Here is a 17,852-nt window from a genome sequence, read left to right on the forward strand (position 1 = left end):
GGGTGTGGCTTTCGAACGCACGAGCGAGACGCGACAAGCTCACCGCCGAGCAGCTGGACGCGCTGCGGGAGCTGGGCGTGCAGTGGGCGTGACGCTCGCGTCGGCAGGTCGTTGAGCCGGTCGGACATCCCAGAGCACAGAGAGACCCCGGGCCGAAGATGCCCGGGGTCTCGTATGTCTGGCCACAATGGCGAGGGCCGCTCTCGCGGTACGGGTCAGCGCCGTTCGGCGGTCTGTCCCGGGGTGGCCGCCCTGTTGCGCGCGGGCTTGCCTTCGTTCCTCTTCTCCGTGCCCACGAGAGCCGGGTTGGCGAGGGAGTCAGTGAGGCTGGGCGGAGGTGGTGGTGGAGGAGGTGGGGGCGGGTTCCCCTGGTTCTGTGTGTCTGTCATGGCCGCCAGTGTGCAGCACGAGACTGACAGTGGAGAGGACGATCCCGGCGGCGACAGCGGCCAGGGCGACCGTCCATCGCTTGGTCTTCCGCTGGTGCAGGCGGGCGTTCTTCTCGAACATCCCCACACGCGTTCCGGCCAGGGCCCCCAGCGTCGCGCCCTTTTCCGAGCGTGCGTAGGTGTCCAGGACGTCCCGCGGCTTGATGTCCTCGTACTCGGCGAGGTTGAAGACCGAGATGCCGAAGCCGGCGGCCACCGCGTACGCCGCGAAGGCCGCGGTGCCGGTGAACAGCTCGAAGCTCCGGGAGGCCAGGAACTGGGCGCCTGTGGCCGCGAAGCCGACCAGGAAGATCGCCTTCGTGTCCACCTTCGCGCCCGACTCCGACTGGCGTGCCAGACGCGCCGCGAGTTCGCTGTTGATCAGCTCCAGGGTCTCTTTCTGATCCTCAAGCTCTTGCGGCGTCATCGTCATGTCCTGAGCGTATGTAGCGCGGAGCGTCCGTTCAGGTGCCTCGATGAACGGCAGTCCGACTGCGGCGAGCTTCGTCTGGAGGTTGATGTCGTCACTGGCCACGTAGACGGAAGAGCCGGGATGCCGGGACTGCAGCAGCAAGGTGGAGGCCACCAGGCGGTCATCAGGCACGTCTAGGTCCAGCCAGTTCGGCAGCCCATCGCCCTTGGGTTCGATGTGCTCGAAGAAGGCGTGCACGTCGAACGGCGACTCGGACTCCGCGCCGCACGTCGCCGTTGGTCCGCAGTCCCTTCAGGCGACGGTCGGCCTTCTTCGCCGCCTCTCGGATATCGGGGTTGCGTCCGGCGCGCTTGTGGTCGTCCAGTTCCCGCAGGACAGCGGGCATCAGGTGAACCATGTACCGCTTTCCCAGCAGCGGCGTGTAGATCGCCACGTCGGGGTCGTCCAACAGCACGTTCGTGTCGACCACCAGGCGCACCGCCCATGGGTCAGAGGGCAGCAGCTCCCCCAGCTTCCGGAGTGTGGTCACTGCGTCGCGCACGTGGTCGGTGGCCTTGTCGATGGTGGCCGGCACCGTTCTGTCACGCGGGCGCTCAAGCCAGCGCCGCAGTAGGTCAAGGTTCTCCTCAAGGCGCTTGGTGACCTCGGGAGTCGGATGCGGGAAAAGCAGGCGGAATAGCGGCTCCCAGTCCCGCACGCGCCCCAGCAGTTGCATTCGTCGCGCCTCGAGTTCGGGGCTGCTGGGCACCCATCCCCATTTGGAAGCGCCAAGGTGCATCACGTAGTCGCGTCCGCGGTTGGGGTCGGTGTTTCGGATCTGTGAGTCCGCGAGGATCTGCACGAAGTCCGCTTCAATCAGGTCCAGGTCCGCCCGGAGGCGATCCAGGTAGGTCAGTGGAGCTGCTTGCGTGGCCATCTGCCGATGATGTCGCACGCCACTGACAACCCTCACCGGTCGGACATCCCAGAGCACCTCCCGCGCCAGGCTGACGGCCGCGCGGCGGGGCGCGGCGGCCCTGGCCGACGCGCAACCGGGCTGGACGCGCCCCGATCCCCGGCCGCGGCCGCGCCGCCCATCCCACCCGTCCCTTCCTCCTTCACTCCAGCCAAGGGACATGGGCAGCGCAGCCGCAACGGGGATGTCAGCGTGCCGACCACGGCGAAACCGCGTGGCGACCTTCACGGGCGCGAGGGCGTTCCAGCGGGGTGCGCAACAGTAGGCGCAACCGATAGGCGCAACCCCCGTCGCAACCTTGTGCTCCTGGTAGTCCGGGGGGTGTCCCTATGTGGCTGTCAAGCCGCAGCTGCGGCGGGAGCTGGCTCGGGATGCCGGTAGGGGGTGCCATTGCGCGGCGCGCTGGACTGATCGGTCTGTCGCGCGCGCCCGGTCTGCGCCGGGCACGAAGCCGCGCTCCCGTTCAGCTGATGGCGAGCGTGAGCTTCCCTCCGGGGTGACCGTCCTCGCTCTCGATCTGCGCGGCGGCCGCGTCCTCGAGCGGGTAGCTCTTGCCTTGCGCGATCCGGACCCCGCGGTCAGTGACCCAGCCGACGATCGCGGTCAGCACCTCCCGCGACTGCTCGGGACCCGAGTACGGGATCCCCAGCTCGTAGGCGGCCTCATCGGCGATGGTGACGATCCGGTCCTTCGTGCCCCGCAGCTTGACCGACCCGGGCAGCACCCCGTGCCCGGCGGCGTCGAACACGGCGTCCACCGGTCCCGGCGTGGCCTCGCGAACCCGCTCCTCCCAGCCGTCGCCGTAGAGGACGGGCACGCCCCCCAGCGACTTCAGGTCGTCGAGGTTCCGGCTGCCGGCGGTGCCGATGACGGTAGCGCCCTGCGCGACAGCCACCTGCGCGGCGAAGCGCCCGACCGTGCCGCTGGCGCCGTGGACCAGCAGCGTCTCGCCTTCGCGGACCTCGAGCAGTCCGAGGACGCGAAGCGCAGTCTCGCCGGCGACCGGCAGCGCCGCCGCGTCTGCCCACGAAATGCCTGCGGGCTTGGGCGCGAGCGCCTTCGCCAGCGCGTACTCGGCGTAGCCTCCGGTCTCGGGCCAGCCGAACACCTCGTCGCCGACAGTGAACTCCGCGCCCTCACCTGCGGCGTCGACGACGCCGGCCACTTCGAAACCGGGGGTGTGTGGGAAGGAAACCTGGAAGTTCTGCCGCTTGGAGCCGTTGCGGATCTTCCAGTCGAGAGGGTTGATCCCGGCGGCCCGGACGGCCAGCCGCACCTGCCCCGGGCCGGGTTCCGGCGCCGGGACCTCGGACAGCTGCAGGACTTCCGGCCCGCCGTAGGCGGAGAAGGTGATCGCTCGCATGGGTTCTCTGCGTTCCTCGAGTTGCGACTTCGAATGTTGGCGGATGCGTTGCCGTGCTCAGAGCGCCGAGACCGTGGGCACGATCGCGGGGCGTTCATCGCGGCCGGAGGCTCAGGAACCAGCCACGTTCGTGGGCGCGGTCCAGCCGGTGGATCGGATCCAGTCGGCCAGGTCCAGGGTGGCCGGCTCGATCGCCCGCACAACCGCAAGATCCGACGGGTGTTCCGCCGCCTTCGCGAACTGGCGGAACATCGCCCTGTCGAGGTCGCTGGGAAGCACGCTCAACGGGAGGGCCTCGTAACGTGCCGGGAGCCCGGCGCGCGCGCCGAACGCCGCGGCGATCTGAGGGCCCGTGAGCTCGTCGCCGACGAGCTCGACGGCTCCGCCGGGTGCCTCCGCGGTGTCGAGCAGGAGCGCGGCGGCGACCCGGCCGACGTCCCTGAGCGAGATCATCTTCAGGGCGACGTCCTCCGGCAGCGGCAGCCTCAGCACGATCTCTCCGTGCTCCAGGCTCGGTGCCATCTCCTCCATGAAGGGGGCCGGGCGAACCATCGTGGCCCTGAGGCCGGAGTTCCTCAGGTGCTCCTCGATCGAGTGCTTCGAGTCGTGGTGCGGCACACCCCACTCCCGGTCCGCGCCGATGACCGAGTTGAACACGACGTGCGGGACGCGTGCCGCGACCGCCGCGTCGACGAGCGCGGTGCCGATGCGGATCTCCGTCTCGACCTCTTCGAGGCTGTTCGCCTCCGGGGTCATGAAGTAGAACCCCTCGACCGCCGTCAGCGCGGCGGCCAACGACGCCGGGTCGTCGGTCCGGATGGCCGCCAGCTCGACGCCACGGGCGGCCAGCGCCTGAGCCCGGTCGGACTGCGGGTTGCGGACCAGGGCCCGCACCGGGGCCTTGTGATCCAGCAGCGCGTCGACCACGAGCCCGCCCTGTCTCCCCGTCGCGCCGAAGACTGCGATCGTGCCGGTCGTCTGTGTGCTCATCGCTGCCACCCTTCACTAGCGGCCTCGGCCTTGATCTTCTGTGACATGTCTCTACGGTGCGGTCTGCGGCGCCAGGCGCACCACCGGTATCACGCCAGGTTCTTCCGATAACCCGCCAGTGGCGGGTAGCCTCGATGGCGTGTCCGACTCCAGCGGCGAGCCGAGCTTCTGCACCGACGATGCGCCGTTGTCGGTGCCGCTGGCCCATGGCGCCGAGGTGGCCGCGCACTTCCACGACTACGGCCAGCTCCGCTACGCCGCGCGTGGGGCCCTGGTCACAGCGACCCAGGTGGGCACCTGGGTGGCGCCGGCCAGTCGGATCATGTGGGTGCCGCCCTTCGCGGTGCACAGCAGCAAGGCGTACGGCGAGACGGACATCCGGGTGCTGTCGCTGCCCGGGACGCTGACCGGACAGCTGCCGGCCGAGCCGTCGATCTTCGTGGCGAGCGCGTTGCTGCGCGAGGCCTATCTGGCGCTGATGAGTGAGGGCGAGCCGCTGGAGAGCCCCCGTGCGCGGCTGCTGATCGACGTCGTACTCGCCGAGCTCGCCCGCGCCGCACAGGAACCGCTGCGCCTCCCGGAGCCGAGCGACCGGCGTCTCAAGGCGGTCACCGACCTGCTCCACGTGGACCCAGCAAGCCCGGCGACCCTGGCCGAGCTGGGCCACCGCGCCGGCGCCAGCGAACGCACCCTGAGCCGACTGTTCGGCAGCGAGCTGTCGATGAGCTTCCACCAGTGGCGCACCCTGCTGCGCATCCAACGGGCGCTGATCGAGCTCAGCGACGGTGCCTCGGTCACCCACACGGCGATCCGGCTGGGCTGGTCGAACCCCAGCAGCTTCATCGACGCCTTCACCAAGCTGGTCGGTCAGACACCCGGAAGCTTTCGCTCGTCGGCTCGGTCCTCCCGCAGCTCCCATCGGTGAGAGGTTGGCGGGGTAGCCGCAGTTCCTGGCGGAACATCGGTAGCAGCCCAATGGTGCGAGAGCTCACGCTGGGGGGTGTCCCAGTGGTTGTCAAGCCGCTGCTGGGGCAGGAGCGGCTTCGGGGTGGCGGTAGTGGGTGCCGTTGCGCAGCATCGCGTAGAGGACGTCGCAGCGTCGGCGGACCAGGCAGATCAGCGCGGCGTTGTGCTTCTTGCCTTCGGCGCGTTTGCGGTCGTAGTAGGTCCTGCTGATCGGGTCCGACAGGGCGGCGAACGCGGCGAGGACAGCAAGGAAGACTCGCACTCCCCGGACGACGACAGCCCGCCTGATGAAGCCCGGCCGTGAGCTGGGCGGCGCGGCGGCTGACGTCGGAGGCGACGGCGCGGGCGTGGCCGGTCCTCCGTTCCGGGCGGCACCCGCGCGTAGATCCCAGATCGGATCTGAAAACAGAAGGCGAGCTGTCGGACCTGAGCATCCTCAGGTGTCCAAAGGGCGCCACTGAAGACGCCAGTCTCCGGGAGAAGAAGGCGGCACATGCCAGCAGAGGGTCACCGTTTCGCGACTTCGCCCATGGTGCGAGACGGTGCTTCAGCGGGACCACGGGTGACGGGCCGGGGTGTCTGCTCTTGCGCCTCGGGACGGGTGGTGGTTGGCGTAGCGAGCAGCTCCTGGACGCGTTGGGCGAAGCCGTTGCCGGGGAGAGGGAGTTCGGTTTCGGGTTCGCGGAGATAGCCAGCAGTGACCGCCCGGGGAATGTAGGCCATGAGTTTGAGGACTGTGGCCGACCTAGGGCGGGTGGTGTTCGCGGAGAGGTGGCGCAGGACTCGGAGGATGGTGGTGGTGGAGGTGCTGGTGATGGGGTGGTTGGCGGGGTGCCAGCGTTGGTCGCAGTGCGGCTTGGGATAGTCGTCCTGGGCGGGGGCGGGTGATCCGGGTGGGGGTTGGACGTCGTCTGTCTGGTGGTGCCACCAGTCGGCTGCGGCGCCTTCCCCTTGGGCGAGGTGGTGGAGGTAGAGGCAGTAGGCGGCGGCTTGTCCGGCGCCGGCGGCGTACTGCCACCAGAAGCGTGCGCCTTCGTCGGTGTCGGACAGTTGCAGGACGCAGGCGAGGGCGAGGGCGAGGGCGAGGGCGCTGCGGGGTTCGGGGACCTGGTCGGTGAGGAAGTCGGCGACGGCGGTGGGTGGTGTGTGTGAGGAGGGTTTCGCACAGGGCGCGCAGGTCTTCGGACGCCCCGTTGAGTGGGCCGTCCTGAGCAGGAGCGGGCGCGGGTGGGCGTGCGCCGGCCGTGCGTGCTGCGCGGCAGCGGCACCGCCTTCTTCGCCGCCGTCTTCTTCACGGCCGGCTTCCCGCCGCTCGCCTTCTTCTTCGCCGCCTGCGCCCGCTTGATCGCCTCGCGCTGCGCCTTGCCGGGCCGCTTCGTCGGCTGCTGCCCGCGTGCCGCCTTGGCGGCCTTCTGGGCCGGGGTCTGTCCCACGCGCGGCGAACTTCAGTCGGTCTTGGGGTGCGTGGCGATCACTGCGTTAACCCTGGTCTCCCGAAGCTACAGCGAAATGCAAGTAGCTCCCTGTAACGGATGCTCAGCGAGGCCAGGCGCAGTGCACGTGCCTGCTGTGCCCGGCGTTGCCCGGGCCGAGAACTTCCGTGGCGCCCAGCTTGCGGCAGGCGGCCATCAGCCCCTTGTGCGGGGCCCCCGACCCGACATGCTTCCCGTTGATGTAGTTGATGTCGATCGCTTTCCCCGCGTAGTGGCGGGAGGTGGCGCTGTGTTTGCCTCCGACGATCTCCGAGACTGCGACTCGGTACTTGTATTGGGTGTTCAGCTTCAGCAGCCCGTTGAGCATGCGCGGATCCAGGGCCACACGACGGTTCGGCTTGTGCCCCCACGGGCTCGTCAGGGCTCCCTTGCCGTTGGCGGTGTCGGTGATGTTCGCCTTGGCGGTGGAGCCCGCGTGAGTGCCTCCCGGGTGAGCGGTGGCCAGGGAGATGCCACTGGTGCGCAGGATCTGCCGAGCAGTGGTGGCCCGGGTGTCTACGGCCGCGGTGGCGTGGACGGCGGAGCCGCCCAGGGCGGCTGCAGCGACTGCCGCCACGATCACGCGGGCAAGACGGTGCGTTGACATGGTGAGTTGTCCCTTCAGAAGCGTGGACCGGGGAGGTTGAATTCCGGTCCGGGACAACAGATACAAGGCGCTGACGGCCCGGGGCAGGACGATCTACGACGATTCACTACAGCGGGTGACACCTATGACCACAAGGCGACGGGCTTCTCGCCGGGCTGACGACAGCCGAGCCGTCATGATCGGGGCTACCACGGCCCGCGCGATCGACGGCCTGGAGAAGGCCATGTCCGCCGTCGGCCTACTGGACGAGGCCCTCGCCATCGACCTCCGCCGACCACAGGGATACTTCGGACGCGTCTGGTCCACCGCCTTCCACGCACACGAACTCGCCCGCCACGAGAACATCGACGTCCTCCACGACGACGATGGCGCGGAGGCATCGTGACCTCCGCCCCCGACCAAACCGCAGCGGCAACGGCCGCCCGCCGACGACAGACCCAGGACAAACTCCTCCGCGTCGAGAAGGCCATCGGCCAGCTCCGATGCGAGCGCAGCCGGCTCGCCGTCCGCGCGATCGCCCAGCGTGCAGGCGTCTCCACCACATTCCTCTACGAGAACGCCGACGCCCGCCGCCTCGTCCAGGCCGCCGTCACCAACAGCAAGAGCCGCCACGATCGCGCCGCCCAAGAGGAGCACGAGCGCATCGAGGCGTCGTGGCGGGAACGGGCGCTCAACGCCGAAGAGGAACTGACCCGCGCCCAGAACGAGATCCTCGCTCAGCGACAGCGGATCGGGGAGCTCATGGGCCAGCTCCGGGACTTCGAGCAGATGGTCCCCGACAAAATCCGTCCAACGGCTCGCCACCGAGAACACCACCCTCAAGCACCGGTTCCACCAGCTGACCCAGGAACACCGAGCCCTGCAGGAACGGCTCGAAGGCGCCCGATCAAACCTCCGCTTCACCGACAAACGCATCACCGACCTCGAAGCCCAACTCCTCGAACAGGACCAGCCATGACACTCCAGCCGCTCCCAGACCCCGTCGTTCTCGACGCCCCCAGGCCCAGTCTCTGCTCACGCTGCTGCGAGAAGTCGAGCAGTTCCTTGACGAATGCCACGAGACCGTCGAAGAGGCCCTCGCCGCCCAATTGGGCCGCCACCCCGCCGGCGAAGCCTTCAGCACGGCGCTCTGCTTCCACGCCGACACCCTCGAAGCCGCCTTCGCGGGCAACCGACTCAGGAAACCCTCGCGTCACAGACTTCTACGCCACGCATCGCATACTGACTTGCCTCAACTGCGTGTGATGTACAGGTAGCGAAGGCAGTTACGCCGGAAGGCATCCAGAGCTGGCTCGTCGCTGTCCAAAACGCCCGAGGCGTCCAAGTGAGGGATCAGCTCCGCGTACATCGGCCGCTGCTCCAGGTCTGAAGGATTGCCCGGGTCTGCCATCGCCAGCGCCTGTCGGGCTAGCCCGGACAGCGTGCGCTGTTCGTCCTCGGAGAGCCTGTTGCGGACTACCGCCTGCACCAGTCGATGCATTTCCAAGAAACCCGCATCAGTGCGCTGAGCTTCATCATCCGGCTCGTAGTTGAGGCGAACCAGGGAGTAACGCTGCAGTTCACGTAGCGAGTCCCGAAAGGCTTCGGGACCAGTCTCCCAGGCCATATATACGATCCGACGAAGCAGGCTGAGGCGAATGCCGGAATGGGCGAAGAAAGTGCCAAGTTTGATCAGCGTGAGGGCTTCAGGCCTGCGCTCCTCAAGGTGATTCAACGAGATATTCCATGCCTCACCGACCGACTTCGCATAGCCGTCCGGAGGCTGCACATCTTCTATTTCCGCATGCTTTTGATCGAATAGCGTTATGTACTCCTGAACTGGCATTGTAGTCTCGCTGATCCACGCGGCCGCCTGCTCGATAGCCAGCGGGAGATCTCCTAGGATCTCAGCCAGCTCACGGGCGTCCGTGATGCTGATCCCCGGAATGCGACACTGGAAGTGGTCGATGCTCTCTTGCCGTGTGTACTCCGGAACGGCCAGGTGGGCGACAGTCTCGCTCTTCCAGCCCTGCTGGCGTGACGTGATGAGCACGTGTCCGGGGCCAGTGGGGACGAGGTCGCGGAAACCTTCTGGGTCGTCGGCGTTGTCGAAGACGATTAGCCAGCGGAGTCCGTCGTGTCTGCTCAACTCTGCTAGGGCAGCACGGATACGGGACTCGTGACTCGGGCCGATCATCAGACCGAGCGCAGGTGCAAGTGCGGCGAGGTGTTCCCTCACCGTATCGCGGTTCTCGGCCGGAACCCACCATACGAGGTCATAGTCAGACAAGGTCTGATACACGTGCTCAATGGCAAGCTGGGTTTTGCCACAGCCACCCATACCGGAAAAGAGGCAAGCAGCAGCCTGCCCGGCGGTGCCGAAAATTTCTCGCAGGGCACCAAGGAAATGGTCTCGCCCCGTGAAATGACGGTTGCGCGGCGGAACATCATTGCGAATGGGCAGCCTGACGCCCCGTGACCTGTGTTGGGCGCTGTCAGACAAGGCCGGCGCTGGACGGCTCTCAGGAAGATCGTCCGACGAACGCACGACGTGCCCTTGTACGACCGTCATACGCGACTCGGCAAGCCGTGGGGCGGGGCGGGTTGTCCAACCGACCTCCTCGGCCGCCTCCTGCTCTCGGTCAAGAACGTCGCGCGCCTTGCGCAACGTCGCGTCGACAGCATCAAGGGCGGCATCGCTCACGTGGGTCTCCAGCCCAAGAGGCTGGACATCCACCGCGGGAGCGTCGACAGGCTCTACCTGTCTGCCGAGTCGGCGGAGAGCGCTCTCGAGTATCTGGATTCGCCGTGCGGCGCGATCTGCCACTTCCTGGTATCGGTCGCGATCCCTGATCGCGCGTTCCAGTTGCTCTCGAAGGTCTGTTTCTTGCCCCTGAGCCCGCTCCAGCCGCTGCCGCATCACTGCCAGTTCACCCGATGCAGACGGCGCTTCCACTGCCCGCTCTACCTGCCGGGACAGTGTGGCGACCTGGGCATGAGCCTGTCCCAGTTGAGCAAACAGCACGGTGGCGACCTGCAGGGCATGTTGTCGTCCCTGCTCACTGACGTCGTGGGCGTTCCGCCATCGGGTCAGCTCTTCATAGACACGAATCGTGCGTTCCTTCTCAGCCAGCAATTCCTTCGAGGACCCGTTCGACTCACCCAGCGGCGTGGGGTCGGCTTGCGCCTTGTCCCATCTCGCCCGAGCATCGCGCCGTCGCTGATCGGCGAGGTTGCCAATCTCCTCGGGAAAGCACACGTCGGCGACAGCTTCAACCAGATCCCAGGTCAGCTTCTCGCCTTGCAACATGGTCCGGAACAAACGTAGATGGGGCACGCGTCGGTCCTGAAAGTGCTCTGGCAGGAGCCGCTCATGCGCCTCCTTTACCGACAGCCGCGCCTCGTTCAGCCATTGGCGCATCTCCTGCACCAAGTCGTTGATCTCAACGCAACTCCCGCGTGGAGACGACCACGGCCTACCCGGTCTCCGCGTGCTGCGCCCCATCCACTCCCCCAGTTGTTCCCGGACAACCCCGGGTTGTTGTCGGACAACGCTCGCTTGTTGCTGGTAGAACTCTCGGCCCCTGGATTGCTGCATTGCGTGACGAGATCGTCGTACCGTCCTCGGTCCGTCTCCCTCCCGGACCATCACGCACCTTGTTCCTCCAGATGGGAGAGTGCCCAGTCGTGAACCCCACGTACACCGTACTGCTCGTCACGGTTCTTGCCGTCTGCGTCGCCCTGTCCGCCCTGGTTGCTGCCGCTGCGACGGTCCTTGCCCGCTGGGACGGATGCAGCGTGCCGGCCTCCATCAGCCGGGGCGCCGTTGCCTTTGGTGGCGCGATGACTCTGAGCTGCGCGGTTATCGCGCTCCTGCTCGGCTTGGTGCGGTAGGCGAGAATGCCAGGGGTACGTTGCGCAGAGCCAGACACTTTTCATGCAGTCCCAGGCGCAGCGCGGTCCGGCGGTCGGACCTTGCCCACCAGCTCTCTCGCCGGCACCGCGGTGCGGGCGGCGGGCCTCGGGCAGCCGAGCGACGCCCAGCGCGCCGCCGTACGGCGCGCACTGCGTAGTCTCGAAGCCCGCGGTCTCGTCGAGGTCCGCCGCCGTCCCATCGGCCGCGTCTGCACGCCAGCGGCGGGCCCATCCGCATTTCGCCCCGCCAACAACCCTCGCGTCACGGACACCTTCGCCACGCATCGGCCCAGGTCATCACCGATCCGGACACTCTGAGACTCGGTAAAGCCGGCTTCGACCACATGGTCCGGCTCGGCTGGGTCCGCTCCCCGCAGTCGATCGAGGTCCGCTTCGGCACCAGCCGGACCGAAGCCGTCGACGTCGCGCTCTACACCACGGCCTCCGTCGACGCGATCGCCCCCGCCCACCCCGAAGTCGACTGGGAGCAGCTGCGCGCGGTGGAAAAAGGCCGGCGCTCCCCGCTCGCATCGCTGCGCCCGGTTCCGGCACCTGCCTGAGCGCCCTCGCGCTGGAACAGCCCTGTGCGCTCCCCCACCCGCCGCGTCCCAGCCGTCCAGAAAGGCGGCCAGGGCGCGGCGTTGCTCTTCCTCGCGGGCGATCTGCTGGGCGAGGACGTCGTGGTCGACGTACGGGGCGACGGCGGCGAGCACCAGACGCCGGAGTTCGGCCAGCTCCAGCGCCTCCACCTCCCGCGCTTGCCCTCGGACGCGGGCAGCTCGTAGGCGTGCACCTGCTCGTAGGTCAGCAGCACCCGCTCGGTGTGGCTCCAACAACCCGTGCCCGCCACCCAGCCGCGCTCGACGTCCTCGCCTGAGCAGTCGAAGTCGCCGCAGATTCTCCGGGGCGCCGCGAGCGTGCGGTTCGAATCCACGCAGCTCAGAAGCGGTCGAAGCGACCATAGCCGTTGCAACACCTGTGGTGCACGGTGTCGCTGAGCGATTCACCACCTGTACGCCATGGACCCTGCCATGGATGCCCCACGCGCCCAGCCTCTCGTCTTTCGGTGCAAACAAAACGAGACTAAGAGCTTGAATGACGTGCGCCCGCCGCGCAACAGTCCCACTCGCAAGGTGCGCTCTTATTCGCCTCTTCCAGCAAGGGAATGACGTGAAGCTCCACCTGATCATTGAGGATCCCGATCCCGCCTTCCAGAAGGCCCTCCTGGCTCTGCTCGCCGAACACGCCGGCAGTTTGAAGACCGTTGGGCCGGCCACCGACTGGTCCGACCCGGAGACCGCCTCCCGCTACTACCTCTCCCTGCCGGCCACCGCCCAGCGCATCCTGCGCGAGGCCGCTACCCGCGAGGACGGTTACGTGCCGGCCGATGTCCTGCGCGGTCCACACGGCGAGGGCAAGCTCACCGGCAGCAGCGGCGCGTTCAAGGCCGCGCTGAAGCGCGGCGTCCGTCGCAACTGGTGGATCGCGAACCAGGTCTCGCCCGTCCTCGCTGAGGGCCCTGGTTTCGGAAAGGTCGCCGGCTACCGCATCCGCACCGATGCTCTTCCCACGTTCCAGGCCGCTGTCGCCACACACCAGCAGGGCGAGCTCGCCAGCCAGAAGGACTGCCTCGCCGAGGCGATCACCGGCGAGGGTGGGGAATGGGACGCGCAGCGCTCCGTAGCCGCGCTCCACGAGATCGGTCACGCCGTCGACGAGAAGCGCGCCCGGCAGATCCTGCGCGACCTTGCCGCGGACGGCATCCTCCAGCGCCTCGACACCGATCGAGCTGTCTACCGCCCTGCTGACGACCCGGAGCAGTAGAGGCCACCGGGAGTGAGCTGAGGAGGGCGGTGCCGATCACGGCGCCGCCCTCGGTCGTAGCAACCCCCAGCTCAGAACAGGGGGAGCTGGCCGCGGCCAGCCTTGTTCGCCGGTGGCCGTCGCCGGGACGCAGCAGTGGCTGAGCGGACACTCCAGCGCTCGGGTCGCAGGATGGTCCGCCCGAGTGCGGGTGTCTGCGTTCCGGCGAGGCGTTCGATGGTGGTCTCGACGAGCGCGGCGAGCACGGCGGGAGTAACGAGGTCCGCGTCGAAGGTCTCGGTCCAGCCGTTCGGCATGGTGTCCCGGTTGAGGTAGGGGCCGTGGCCGGCCTCACGCAGGTGCTGGAGGACGGCTTACTCGACGGCGTGGGCCTCAACGCCGGTGGTGAAGTGCCAGTCCCGGGTGAGTGCCCAGCCAAATCGGCGGTGGTGGTTGACCCGTTCATTACGGCCTGCGGTACCGCCGATTCCGATCTTGACCGCGTTGTGCTGGTGGTGCTGCATGACGTAGACACGGGCGGGGGCGGTGAGGTCGAAGCCGTGGCTGGCGCAAAACCGGCAGCCGCCGCCGGTGCGGATCTTCATGAGCGTCGGCGCGACCTCGCTGCCGCAGGTCGTGCAGCGGCACCGCCACGGAGTCGTCGAGGTGACGTACGGCTCCAGGGGCTCCAGGCCGGCCGCGCGCATGTCGGCGGCCGCGACCTCGGGGTCGGTCTTCCTGGCCTCGGCCGCTCTCACGTCGGCGCAGTGCCGACAACCCCTTGATCTGCCAGGATGCCGCCGAGGGACGGTGAGGTCTCGCTGCCACATCCGGTACACCGGCAGCGCCATGCCTGTTGGCGGCGGCCGGAGTACGGCTCCAGCGGTTCCAGGCCGGCGGCCCGCATGAGGGCCTCGGCCTCGTCCGCCGGCCAGCGACGGCGTCCGCCCGGTGCGGGTGGACAGTACGGGCATGCCCGCAGGCCGCGGTGTAGGTTCTGCAACCGGATCTCGACGTCGCGACCGCACGTGTCGTGGCGGCAGGCCCACAGCCCGGCCGGGCCGGGGTAGGGCTCCAGTGGTGTGAGACCGAACGTCTGGATCTCGGCGACGGCCTGCTCGCCGTCGGTGAGGGGGAGTTCCCGGCGGCGGGCCCATGCCTGCTGATGCCCAGCCCGGCCTTCGTACGGGAACACGGCCAGCACCCGCCCTGGCCCTGCTTGATGGACCCGTGGGTCGGCGTCACGGTGGCACCACAGGCCGTACACCGACACGGCCACGGAGTGTCGGTGCCCGGGGAGGACCCCAGGGGCTCCAGCCCCGTCGTGCGCATCAGGGCAGCGGCGTCGGCGGGATCGACCCGGGCGTTCGGCGCGCACCACCGGCAGATCCCGACGCCGCGCTTCACGTTGGAGTACCGGGCCTTCACCTCCCGCCCGCACACCTCGTGCCGACACCGCCAGTGGCTCATCGCCCCCGAGTAGGGCTCCAGCGGCTCCAGGCCAGCTGCGCGCATCAGGACCTGCGCTTCTTCCGGCGGGATCGGCGTCTTGCCCGCGCAGTACCGGCAGCCGCCCTGCCGACCGGAGGAGATGTTTCCCAACCGCGGCGTCACCTCCCTCCCGCACGCCTCGTGTCGACAGCGCCACGGAGCGCCCGAACCCGGGTAGGGCTCAAGCGGTTCGAGTCCCGCCGCCCGCATGATCACGACCGGATCGCGCCAATCCTTCCGCCGACGTCCCAGAGCCATCCTGACCTCCTGTCAGCACGTCAGTGCCCAGCGGGAGGATCTCATCGGCCACTGACATCGCCACCACGCCCCGGTGTACCGCCTGCTGCTTCTCCAGGTGCGCGAAGTGGCGGTCAGCGGGCACCGGAGGTCAGTAGCATCCAGCCGACAGCGGGTGCCGCAGCATCAACCGGAGCGGCGTGGAACCGCAGGCTACTCGGAGATGGGAATGGACGCGTGGGCAACGACTGGACGAGGCTTACCCAGGAAACAGGGGAACTCGGCGGCCCTGATGCTCTGAGGGCGTTCTACCGGGCGCAGGGACAGAAGTCGGCGGTCACGTACGTGGTCTGCGTCGCTGCGGCCTCGGGGGTGGCATACGGGGTGAACAAGTACCGCAAGTACGCCGAGGGCAAGGAGATGGATCGCAGGATCTCCGAGTTGGAGACCGAGGGAACTCCGGCCGAGATCGGCCCCAGCTAGGGCCTGTCCGGTGGGTGCGACCGCTCTGTGGGGCGGTATGAGCCGGCCACTTTCCAGCCTTGGGTGGTGGCGATCTTCAACGCCCACCGCTAGGCTCCGTGTTGCTCATTCGAGAGCCACAGAGCACTGGCGACGTGTCCGATGGGGGACAGTGCTCCGATCTCAGCAAGCAGTGAGCATCACGAGTCTCTAATCGTCGCAGAGCCTCAGCAGGCCATCGCAAGCGGTGGTCGAGCTGAGGCTGCCCGCCGACTGGTCGACCACCTTCGTGAAGGGATCGACTGGTGAGGCTGACTTTTCCCGTTCAGGTACTTCTCGCGCTCTTGTCATTCGTGTCGTCGCTACTGGTAGCGGTGGTAGCGGGGGTACTTTCGCACGAGGCCGGGGCTTCGGTAGCCGGTGCAGTGCTATACGGCGGCGGCGCGTTCATCGGATGGATGACGCTCTGTGTCACTGTGCTGACGGCTCTCGGCCTGCTCGGGCATCACAGCCATCCCGGCGAGTGAGGGGTTGCCCGGCGATCAGGAGCGTAGCCAGAGTCGGATGGCAGCGAGAGTGACAGTGCCGTGGAAGACATAGGCTCTCTTGTCGTACCTGGTTGCCACAGCCCGCGACGCCTTGAGGGCGTTCACGGTCCGCTCGACTTCGTTCCTGCGTTTGTAGAGCGACTTGTCGAAGCCGGTGGGTCGACCGCCTTGGCTACCGCGGTGCTGCCGGTTAGCCCGCTGGTTCCTCAGTTCGGGGATGGTGTGCTTCGAGGCACACGTGGCGCGGCCGGGCCTGGCCGTGGTGGAGGTCGCCGCCCTGGACGACGCGACTGCGTTCGCCGTCCAGGATCTGCTCGCTGCACAGGGTGCGGTCGCCGCGGCGGAGCGCACCGTCCGGGAACCCGGCGAGCCCGGAGTGCGGCTGCGGTTCTTCCTCGATCTCCATCCTGACCACGACCAAGACGCCGCCGGCGGCGGCGACCGGGTGGGCACCGCGCTGGCGGACACCGGCCCGGCCGGCCGCGGGGAAGGCCTGCACGACGGCGTGGGCCCTGCCCGGGCCGATGCTCACCACGGCCGTGGACAGACCTGAACTGCCCGCCGGACACGCGGCGGAGGTCAAACGGGACGCTCCGCACGGGGCTGTCCGTCGACGCAGGCCGGGTCGTGCTGCGGTCCAGGAACAGCACCCCGCTGCGCCCGTGTTGCTTGAGATCGTCGCCGCAGCCCCGCAGCTTCCCGACACGTCAGCCCTGGACGATGTGAGCTGACCGTTGGGCGTCCGTCCGGCTCGCCTTCGGGCGGCTGAAGGACCGGCTGCGGCGGCGCGGCCGCGGCCTGGGCGGCTGAGGAGTGGCCGGCCCGCTTCGTCGCGTTTCCAGTGCAGGCGGTGGCCGAGGACCGCAAGGCCGGCTGCCGCTGCGCGGTGCTGGTAGGCGCGCAGCCCCGGGGCGCCGGGGGGTGCCGGCTTGCGGGCGTTGCGGTGCCAGTGTCCGGTGAGGGCGGCGAGGAACGCGGTGGAGGCCAGGGGGTCTGTCGCGGTGGCGGGGTGTTCGTCCAGCAGGCGGGCGATGTCCTTGGGGGTGTGTCCGGCGAGGACGAGCTGGGGGGCGAGGGAGACGGCGTCGATGCAGGCGGGCCCGGTCGTGGCGTGGGACCAGTCCACGAAGGTCACCCCGCGGTCGTGATCGCGGACCATGTTGTCGGCGCGCAAGTCGCCGTGGACGATCCGGTCGCCATATGCAAGTCCGGGCCAGGTGGCCTCGAGTTCGGCGAGTTCTTGCAGCCGGTGCCGTACGTCGGAGTCCAGGCCGCCCGGCGGGTCCGCGAGCAGGACGGCCCAGCCGTGGAGGCCGGCCGCGCCGGAGGGCGTGCTGGCGACCGCCGCGGTGTAGGGGGGCGGGGCTGGACTGGAGGTGAGCTTGTCGAGCAGGGACCAGATCTGTCCGGGGTCTGATGAGTCCGGGGACAGGTCGGGGTGCGGGCCGTCAAGGTGGGCGATGACGACGGCGGTCCAGCCGGCCGCGTGGTGGATGCCCGCCAGGTCGGGGGCCGGGGCGCCTGGAGGCAGGGAGGCGAGGACGGCACCTTCGTGGAGGTTGGCGGCGGTGAGGGAGTCGTCGGTGGGGGCGGCTTTGACGAAGAAGCGGCGCCCGTCGGCGAGGGTCAGAGCGGCGGCCATCTGGTGACCGAAGCCGCCTGCCGGGGTGACTGCATCCGTGACGGGGGCCTCGAAGGCGGCCTCGAGGCGGGTTCGCAGTGGAACGGGGACATCGGCCCATTGAAGACGGCCGGCGGGAGGAAGCGCAGACATGGAGGCGACTCACAGGAGCAGTGGCGGGCAGGGCGCGGGGGTGAGCGCCGGCCCGGACCGGTGAGGTGGTGCCTCAGTGGTCCCGGCCGGCGCTCGGCGCCTGTCGCCGCATCACGCGCATGCCTTGAGTCCCTTAAAAGTCAGGAAGGGCACCCGTTGTGGGTGCCCTTCCACTGTAGCGGGACAGGTGGGTCAGTTCGCGGGGATTGGGGTCAGGTGGTGCAGGAGGGACGGTCCGATGCGGGTGGGATTGGACAGGAGGTGGTGGGCTCCGTCCGTGTGGAGTGCGGCGGGCGGGTGCCAGCCCCAGGTGGCACCCAGTGCGAGGACGCCGGCGGCGCGGGCGGCGGTGATGTCGCCGGGGCTGTCCCCGACGAATACCGCCTGCCCGGGCGGGACGTTGACCTGGGCCAGGGCGGCGTGCAATCC

Annotated in this window: 19 protein-coding genes and 3 pseudogenes; 9 read left to right on the forward strand and 13 right to left on the reverse strand. The window is 68.6% G+C overall.

The annotated features are described in order from the left end of the window. Window positions 1–318 precede the first annotated feature (318 nt). The 4 genes from ACP4J0_RS37270 to ACP4J0_RS37285 form a co-directional block, all read right to left on the reverse strand. Window positions 319–1,098, reverse strand: coding sequence for a hypothetical protein (locus ACP4J0_RS37270; RefSeq protein WP_426603683.1), 780 nt, complete (start codon window positions 1,096–1,098; stop codon window positions 319–321). After that, window positions 1,025–1,777, reverse strand: coding sequence for a PIN domain-containing protein (locus tag ACP4J0_RS37275; protein ID WP_426603685.1), 753 nt, complete (start codon window positions 1,775–1,777; stop codon window positions 1,025–1,027). Before ACP4J0_RS37275 ends, ACP4J0_RS37270 begins: the two co-directional genes overlap by 74 nt. Before the next feature lie 502 nt (window positions 1,778–2,279). Continuing rightward, complete coding sequence (locus tag ACP4J0_RS37280; protein WP_426603687.1) at window positions 2,280–3,179, reverse strand: NADP-dependent oxidoreductase; 900 nt, start codon at window positions 3,177–3,179, stop codon at window positions 2,280–2,282. A 111-nt stretch (window positions 3,180–3,290) separates the two neighbouring features. Then, window positions 3,291–4,169 (reverse strand): NmrA/HSCARG family protein, encoded by an 879-nt coding sequence (locus ACP4J0_RS37285; protein WP_426603689.1) that lies wholly within the window; start codon window positions 4,167–4,169, stop codon window positions 3,291–3,293. Between the two features lie 139 nt (window positions 4,170–4,308). Here ACP4J0_RS37285 and ACP4J0_RS37290 point away from each other — a divergent pair, with 139 nt between their 5' ends. Continuing rightward, window positions 4,309–5,094, forward strand: a complete 786-nt coding sequence (locus tag ACP4J0_RS37290) for an AraC family transcriptional regulator (protein WP_426603691.1) — start codon at window positions 4,309–4,311, stop codon at window positions 5,092–5,094. A gap of 90 nt (window positions 5,095–5,184) precedes the next feature. Here the strand turns inward: ACP4J0_RS37290 and ACP4J0_RS37295 are convergent. Next, window positions 5,185–5,376 (reverse strand): annotated as a pseudogene (locus tag ACP4J0_RS37295) (IS110 family transposase); the annotation flags it as partial. A 1,295-nt stretch (window positions 5,377–6,671) separates the two neighbouring features. Then, window positions 6,672–7,214 carry a hypothetical protein gene (locus ACP4J0_RS37300; RefSeq protein ID WP_426603693.1) on the reverse strand — a complete coding sequence of 181 codons (543 nt, stop codon included), beginning with the start codon at window positions 7,212–7,214 and terminating at the stop codon, window positions 6,672–6,674. A gap of 175 nt (window positions 7,215–7,389) precedes the next feature. Here ACP4J0_RS37300 and ACP4J0_RS37305 point away from each other — a divergent pair, with 175 nt between their 5' ends. Together ACP4J0_RS37305 and ACP4J0_RS37310 are read left to right on the forward strand one after the other, a co-directional pair. Further along, a complete protein-coding gene (locus ACP4J0_RS37305; protein ID WP_426603695.1) occupies window positions 7,390–7,599 on the forward strand; it encodes a hypothetical protein in 210 nt (69 codons plus the stop codon). Beyond that, window positions 7,596–8,459 carry a DUF6262 family protein gene (locus ACP4J0_RS37310; protein WP_426603696.1) on the forward strand — a complete coding sequence of 288 codons (864 nt, stop codon included), beginning with the start codon at window positions 7,596–7,598 and terminating at the stop codon, window positions 8,457–8,459. Before ACP4J0_RS37305 ends, ACP4J0_RS37310 begins: the two co-directional genes overlap by 4 nt. Here the strand turns inward: ACP4J0_RS37310 and fxsT are convergent. Then, complete coding sequence (gene fxsT, locus ACP4J0_RS37315; RefSeq protein ID WP_426603714.1) at window positions 8,446–10,614, reverse strand: FxSxx-COOH system tetratricopeptide repeat protein; 2,169 nt, start codon at window positions 10,612–10,614, stop codon at window positions 8,446–8,448. The genes ACP4J0_RS37310 and fxsT overlap by 14 nt on opposite strands. A gap of 266 nt (window positions 10,615–10,880) precedes the next feature. Here fxsT and ACP4J0_RS37320 point away from each other — a divergent pair, with 266 nt between their 5' ends. The 4 genes from ACP4J0_RS37320 (at window position 10,881) to ACP4J0_RS37335 (ending at window position 12,932) form a co-directional block, all read left to right on the forward strand. Next, the gene (locus tag ACP4J0_RS37320; RefSeq protein ID WP_426603698.1) at window positions 10,881–11,087 is read left to right on the forward strand and encodes a hypothetical protein; all 207 of its coding nucleotides are present in this window, start codon (window positions 10,881–10,883) and stop codon (window positions 11,085–11,087) included. Between the two features lie 365 nt (window positions 11,088–11,452). Next, window positions 11,453–11,668 carry a hypothetical protein gene (locus ACP4J0_RS37325; protein ID WP_426603700.1) on the forward strand — a complete coding sequence of 72 codons (216 nt, stop codon included), beginning with the start codon at window positions 11,453–11,455 and terminating at the stop codon, window positions 11,666–11,668. 24 nt (window positions 11,669–11,692) lie between these two features. Next, on the forward strand, window positions 11,693–11,893 hold the full coding sequence (locus ACP4J0_RS37330) for a hypothetical protein (protein WP_426603702.1): 201 nt from the start codon (window positions 11,693–11,695) through the stop codon (window positions 11,891–11,893). A gap of 385 nt (window positions 11,894–12,278) precedes the next feature. Continuing rightward, window positions 12,279–12,932: a hypothetical protein gene (locus ACP4J0_RS37335; RefSeq protein WP_426603704.1), complete on the forward strand. Its 654-nt coding sequence runs from the start codon at window positions 12,279–12,281 to the stop codon at window positions 12,930–12,932. 71 nt (window positions 12,933–13,003) lie between these two features. On the opposite strand, the gene ACP4J0_RS37340 is transcribed toward ACP4J0_RS37335, so the two are convergent. The 3 genes from ACP4J0_RS37340 to ACP4J0_RS37350 are packed head-to-tail and all read right to left on the reverse strand — an operon-like array spanning window position 13,004 to window position 14,106. Next, on the reverse strand, window positions 13,004–13,228 hold the full coding sequence (locus ACP4J0_RS37340) for a hypothetical protein (protein ID WP_426603706.1): 225 nt from the start codon (window positions 13,226–13,228) through the stop codon (window positions 13,004–13,006). A gap of 57 nt (window positions 13,229–13,285) precedes the next feature. Beyond that, window positions 13,286–13,669 (reverse strand): hypothetical protein, encoded by a 384-nt coding sequence (locus tag ACP4J0_RS37345; RefSeq protein WP_426603707.1) that lies wholly within the window; start codon window positions 13,667–13,669, stop codon window positions 13,286–13,288. After that, window positions 13,666–14,106 (reverse strand): hypothetical protein, encoded by a 441-nt coding sequence (locus ACP4J0_RS37350; protein WP_426603709.1) that lies wholly within the window; start codon window positions 14,104–14,106, stop codon window positions 13,666–13,668. Before ACP4J0_RS37350 ends, ACP4J0_RS37345 begins: the two co-directional genes overlap by 4 nt. Window positions 14,107–14,876: 770 nt before the next feature. Here ACP4J0_RS37350 and ACP4J0_RS37355 point away from each other — a divergent pair. Further along, window positions 14,877–15,122 carry a hypothetical protein gene (locus ACP4J0_RS37355; RefSeq protein ID WP_426603710.1) on the forward strand — a complete coding sequence of 82 codons (246 nt, stop codon included), beginning with the start codon at window positions 14,877–14,879 and terminating at the stop codon, window positions 15,120–15,122. A 521-nt stretch (window positions 15,123–15,643) separates the two neighbouring features. On the opposite strand, the pseudogene ACP4J0_RS37360 reads toward ACP4J0_RS37355, so the two are convergent. Next, window positions 15,644–15,877 (reverse strand): annotated as a pseudogene (locus ACP4J0_RS37360) (IS5/IS1182 family transposase); the annotation flags it as partial. On the opposite strand from ACP4J0_RS37360, the gene ACP4J0_RS37365 reads away from it, so the two are divergent. After that, entirely contained in the window at window positions 15,867–16,202 is a 336-nt protein-coding gene (locus ACP4J0_RS37365; RefSeq protein ID WP_426603716.1) for a DUF6207 family protein, read from the forward strand. The pseudogene ACP4J0_RS37360 and the gene ACP4J0_RS37365 sit on opposite strands and share 11 nt — an antisense overlap. 576 nt (window positions 16,203–16,778) lie before the next feature. Here ACP4J0_RS37365 and ACP4J0_RS37370 read toward each other — a convergent pair. Beyond that, window positions 16,779–17,423 (reverse strand): annotated as a pseudogene (locus ACP4J0_RS37370) (phosphotransferase); the annotation flags it as partial. A gap of 192 nt (window positions 17,424–17,615) precedes the next feature. Beyond that, a partial coding sequence (locus ACP4J0_RS37375) for an HAD family hydrolase (protein WP_426603712.1) occupies window positions 17,616–17,852 on the reverse strand: 237 nt, incomplete at its 5' end.

The organism is Streptomyces sp. WG7 (assembly GCF_049975785.1).
GTDB lineage: Bacteria > Actinomycetota > Actinomycetes > Streptomycetales > Streptomycetaceae > Streptomyces.

Excerpts from the sequence above, each read along its gene's own strand:
- ACP4J0_RS37305 (WP_426603695.1), top strand. The coding sequence starts at position 7,390 with ATGATCGGGGCTACCACGGCCCGCGCGATCGACGGCCTGGAGAAGGCC.
- ACP4J0_RS37340 (WP_426603706.1), bottom strand. The coding sequence starts at position 13,228 with ATGCCGAACGGCTGGACCGAGACCTTCGACGCGGACCTCGTTACTCCC.
- fxsT (WP_426603714.1), bottom strand. The coding sequence starts at position 10,614 with ATGCGCCAATGGCTGAACGAGGCGCGGCTGTCGGTAAAGGAGGCGCAT.
- ACP4J0_RS37300 (WP_426603693.1), bottom strand. The coding sequence starts at position 7,214 with ATGTCAACGCACCGTCTTGCCCGCGTGATCGTGGCGGCAGTCGCTGCA.
- ACP4J0_RS37325 (WP_426603700.1), top strand. The coding sequence starts at position 11,453 with ATGGTCCGGCTCGGCTGGGTCCGCTCCCCGCAGTCGATCGAGGTCCGC.
- ACP4J0_RS37280 (WP_426603687.1), bottom strand. The coding sequence starts at position 3,179 with ATGCGAGCGATCACCTTCTCCGCCTACGGCGGGCCGGAAGTCCTGCAG.
- ACP4J0_RS37275 (WP_426603685.1), bottom strand. The coding sequence starts at position 1,777 with ATGGCCACGCAAGCAGCTCCACTGACCTACCTGGATCGCCTCCGGGCG.
- ACP4J0_RS37365 (WP_426603716.1), top strand. The coding sequence starts at position 15,867 with ATGGTGTGCTTCGAGGCACACGTGGCGCGGCCGGGCCTGGCCGTGGTG.
- ACP4J0_RS37285 (WP_426603689.1), bottom strand. The coding sequence starts at position 4,169 with ATGAGCACACAGACGACCGGCACGATCGCAGTCTTCGGCGCGACGGGG.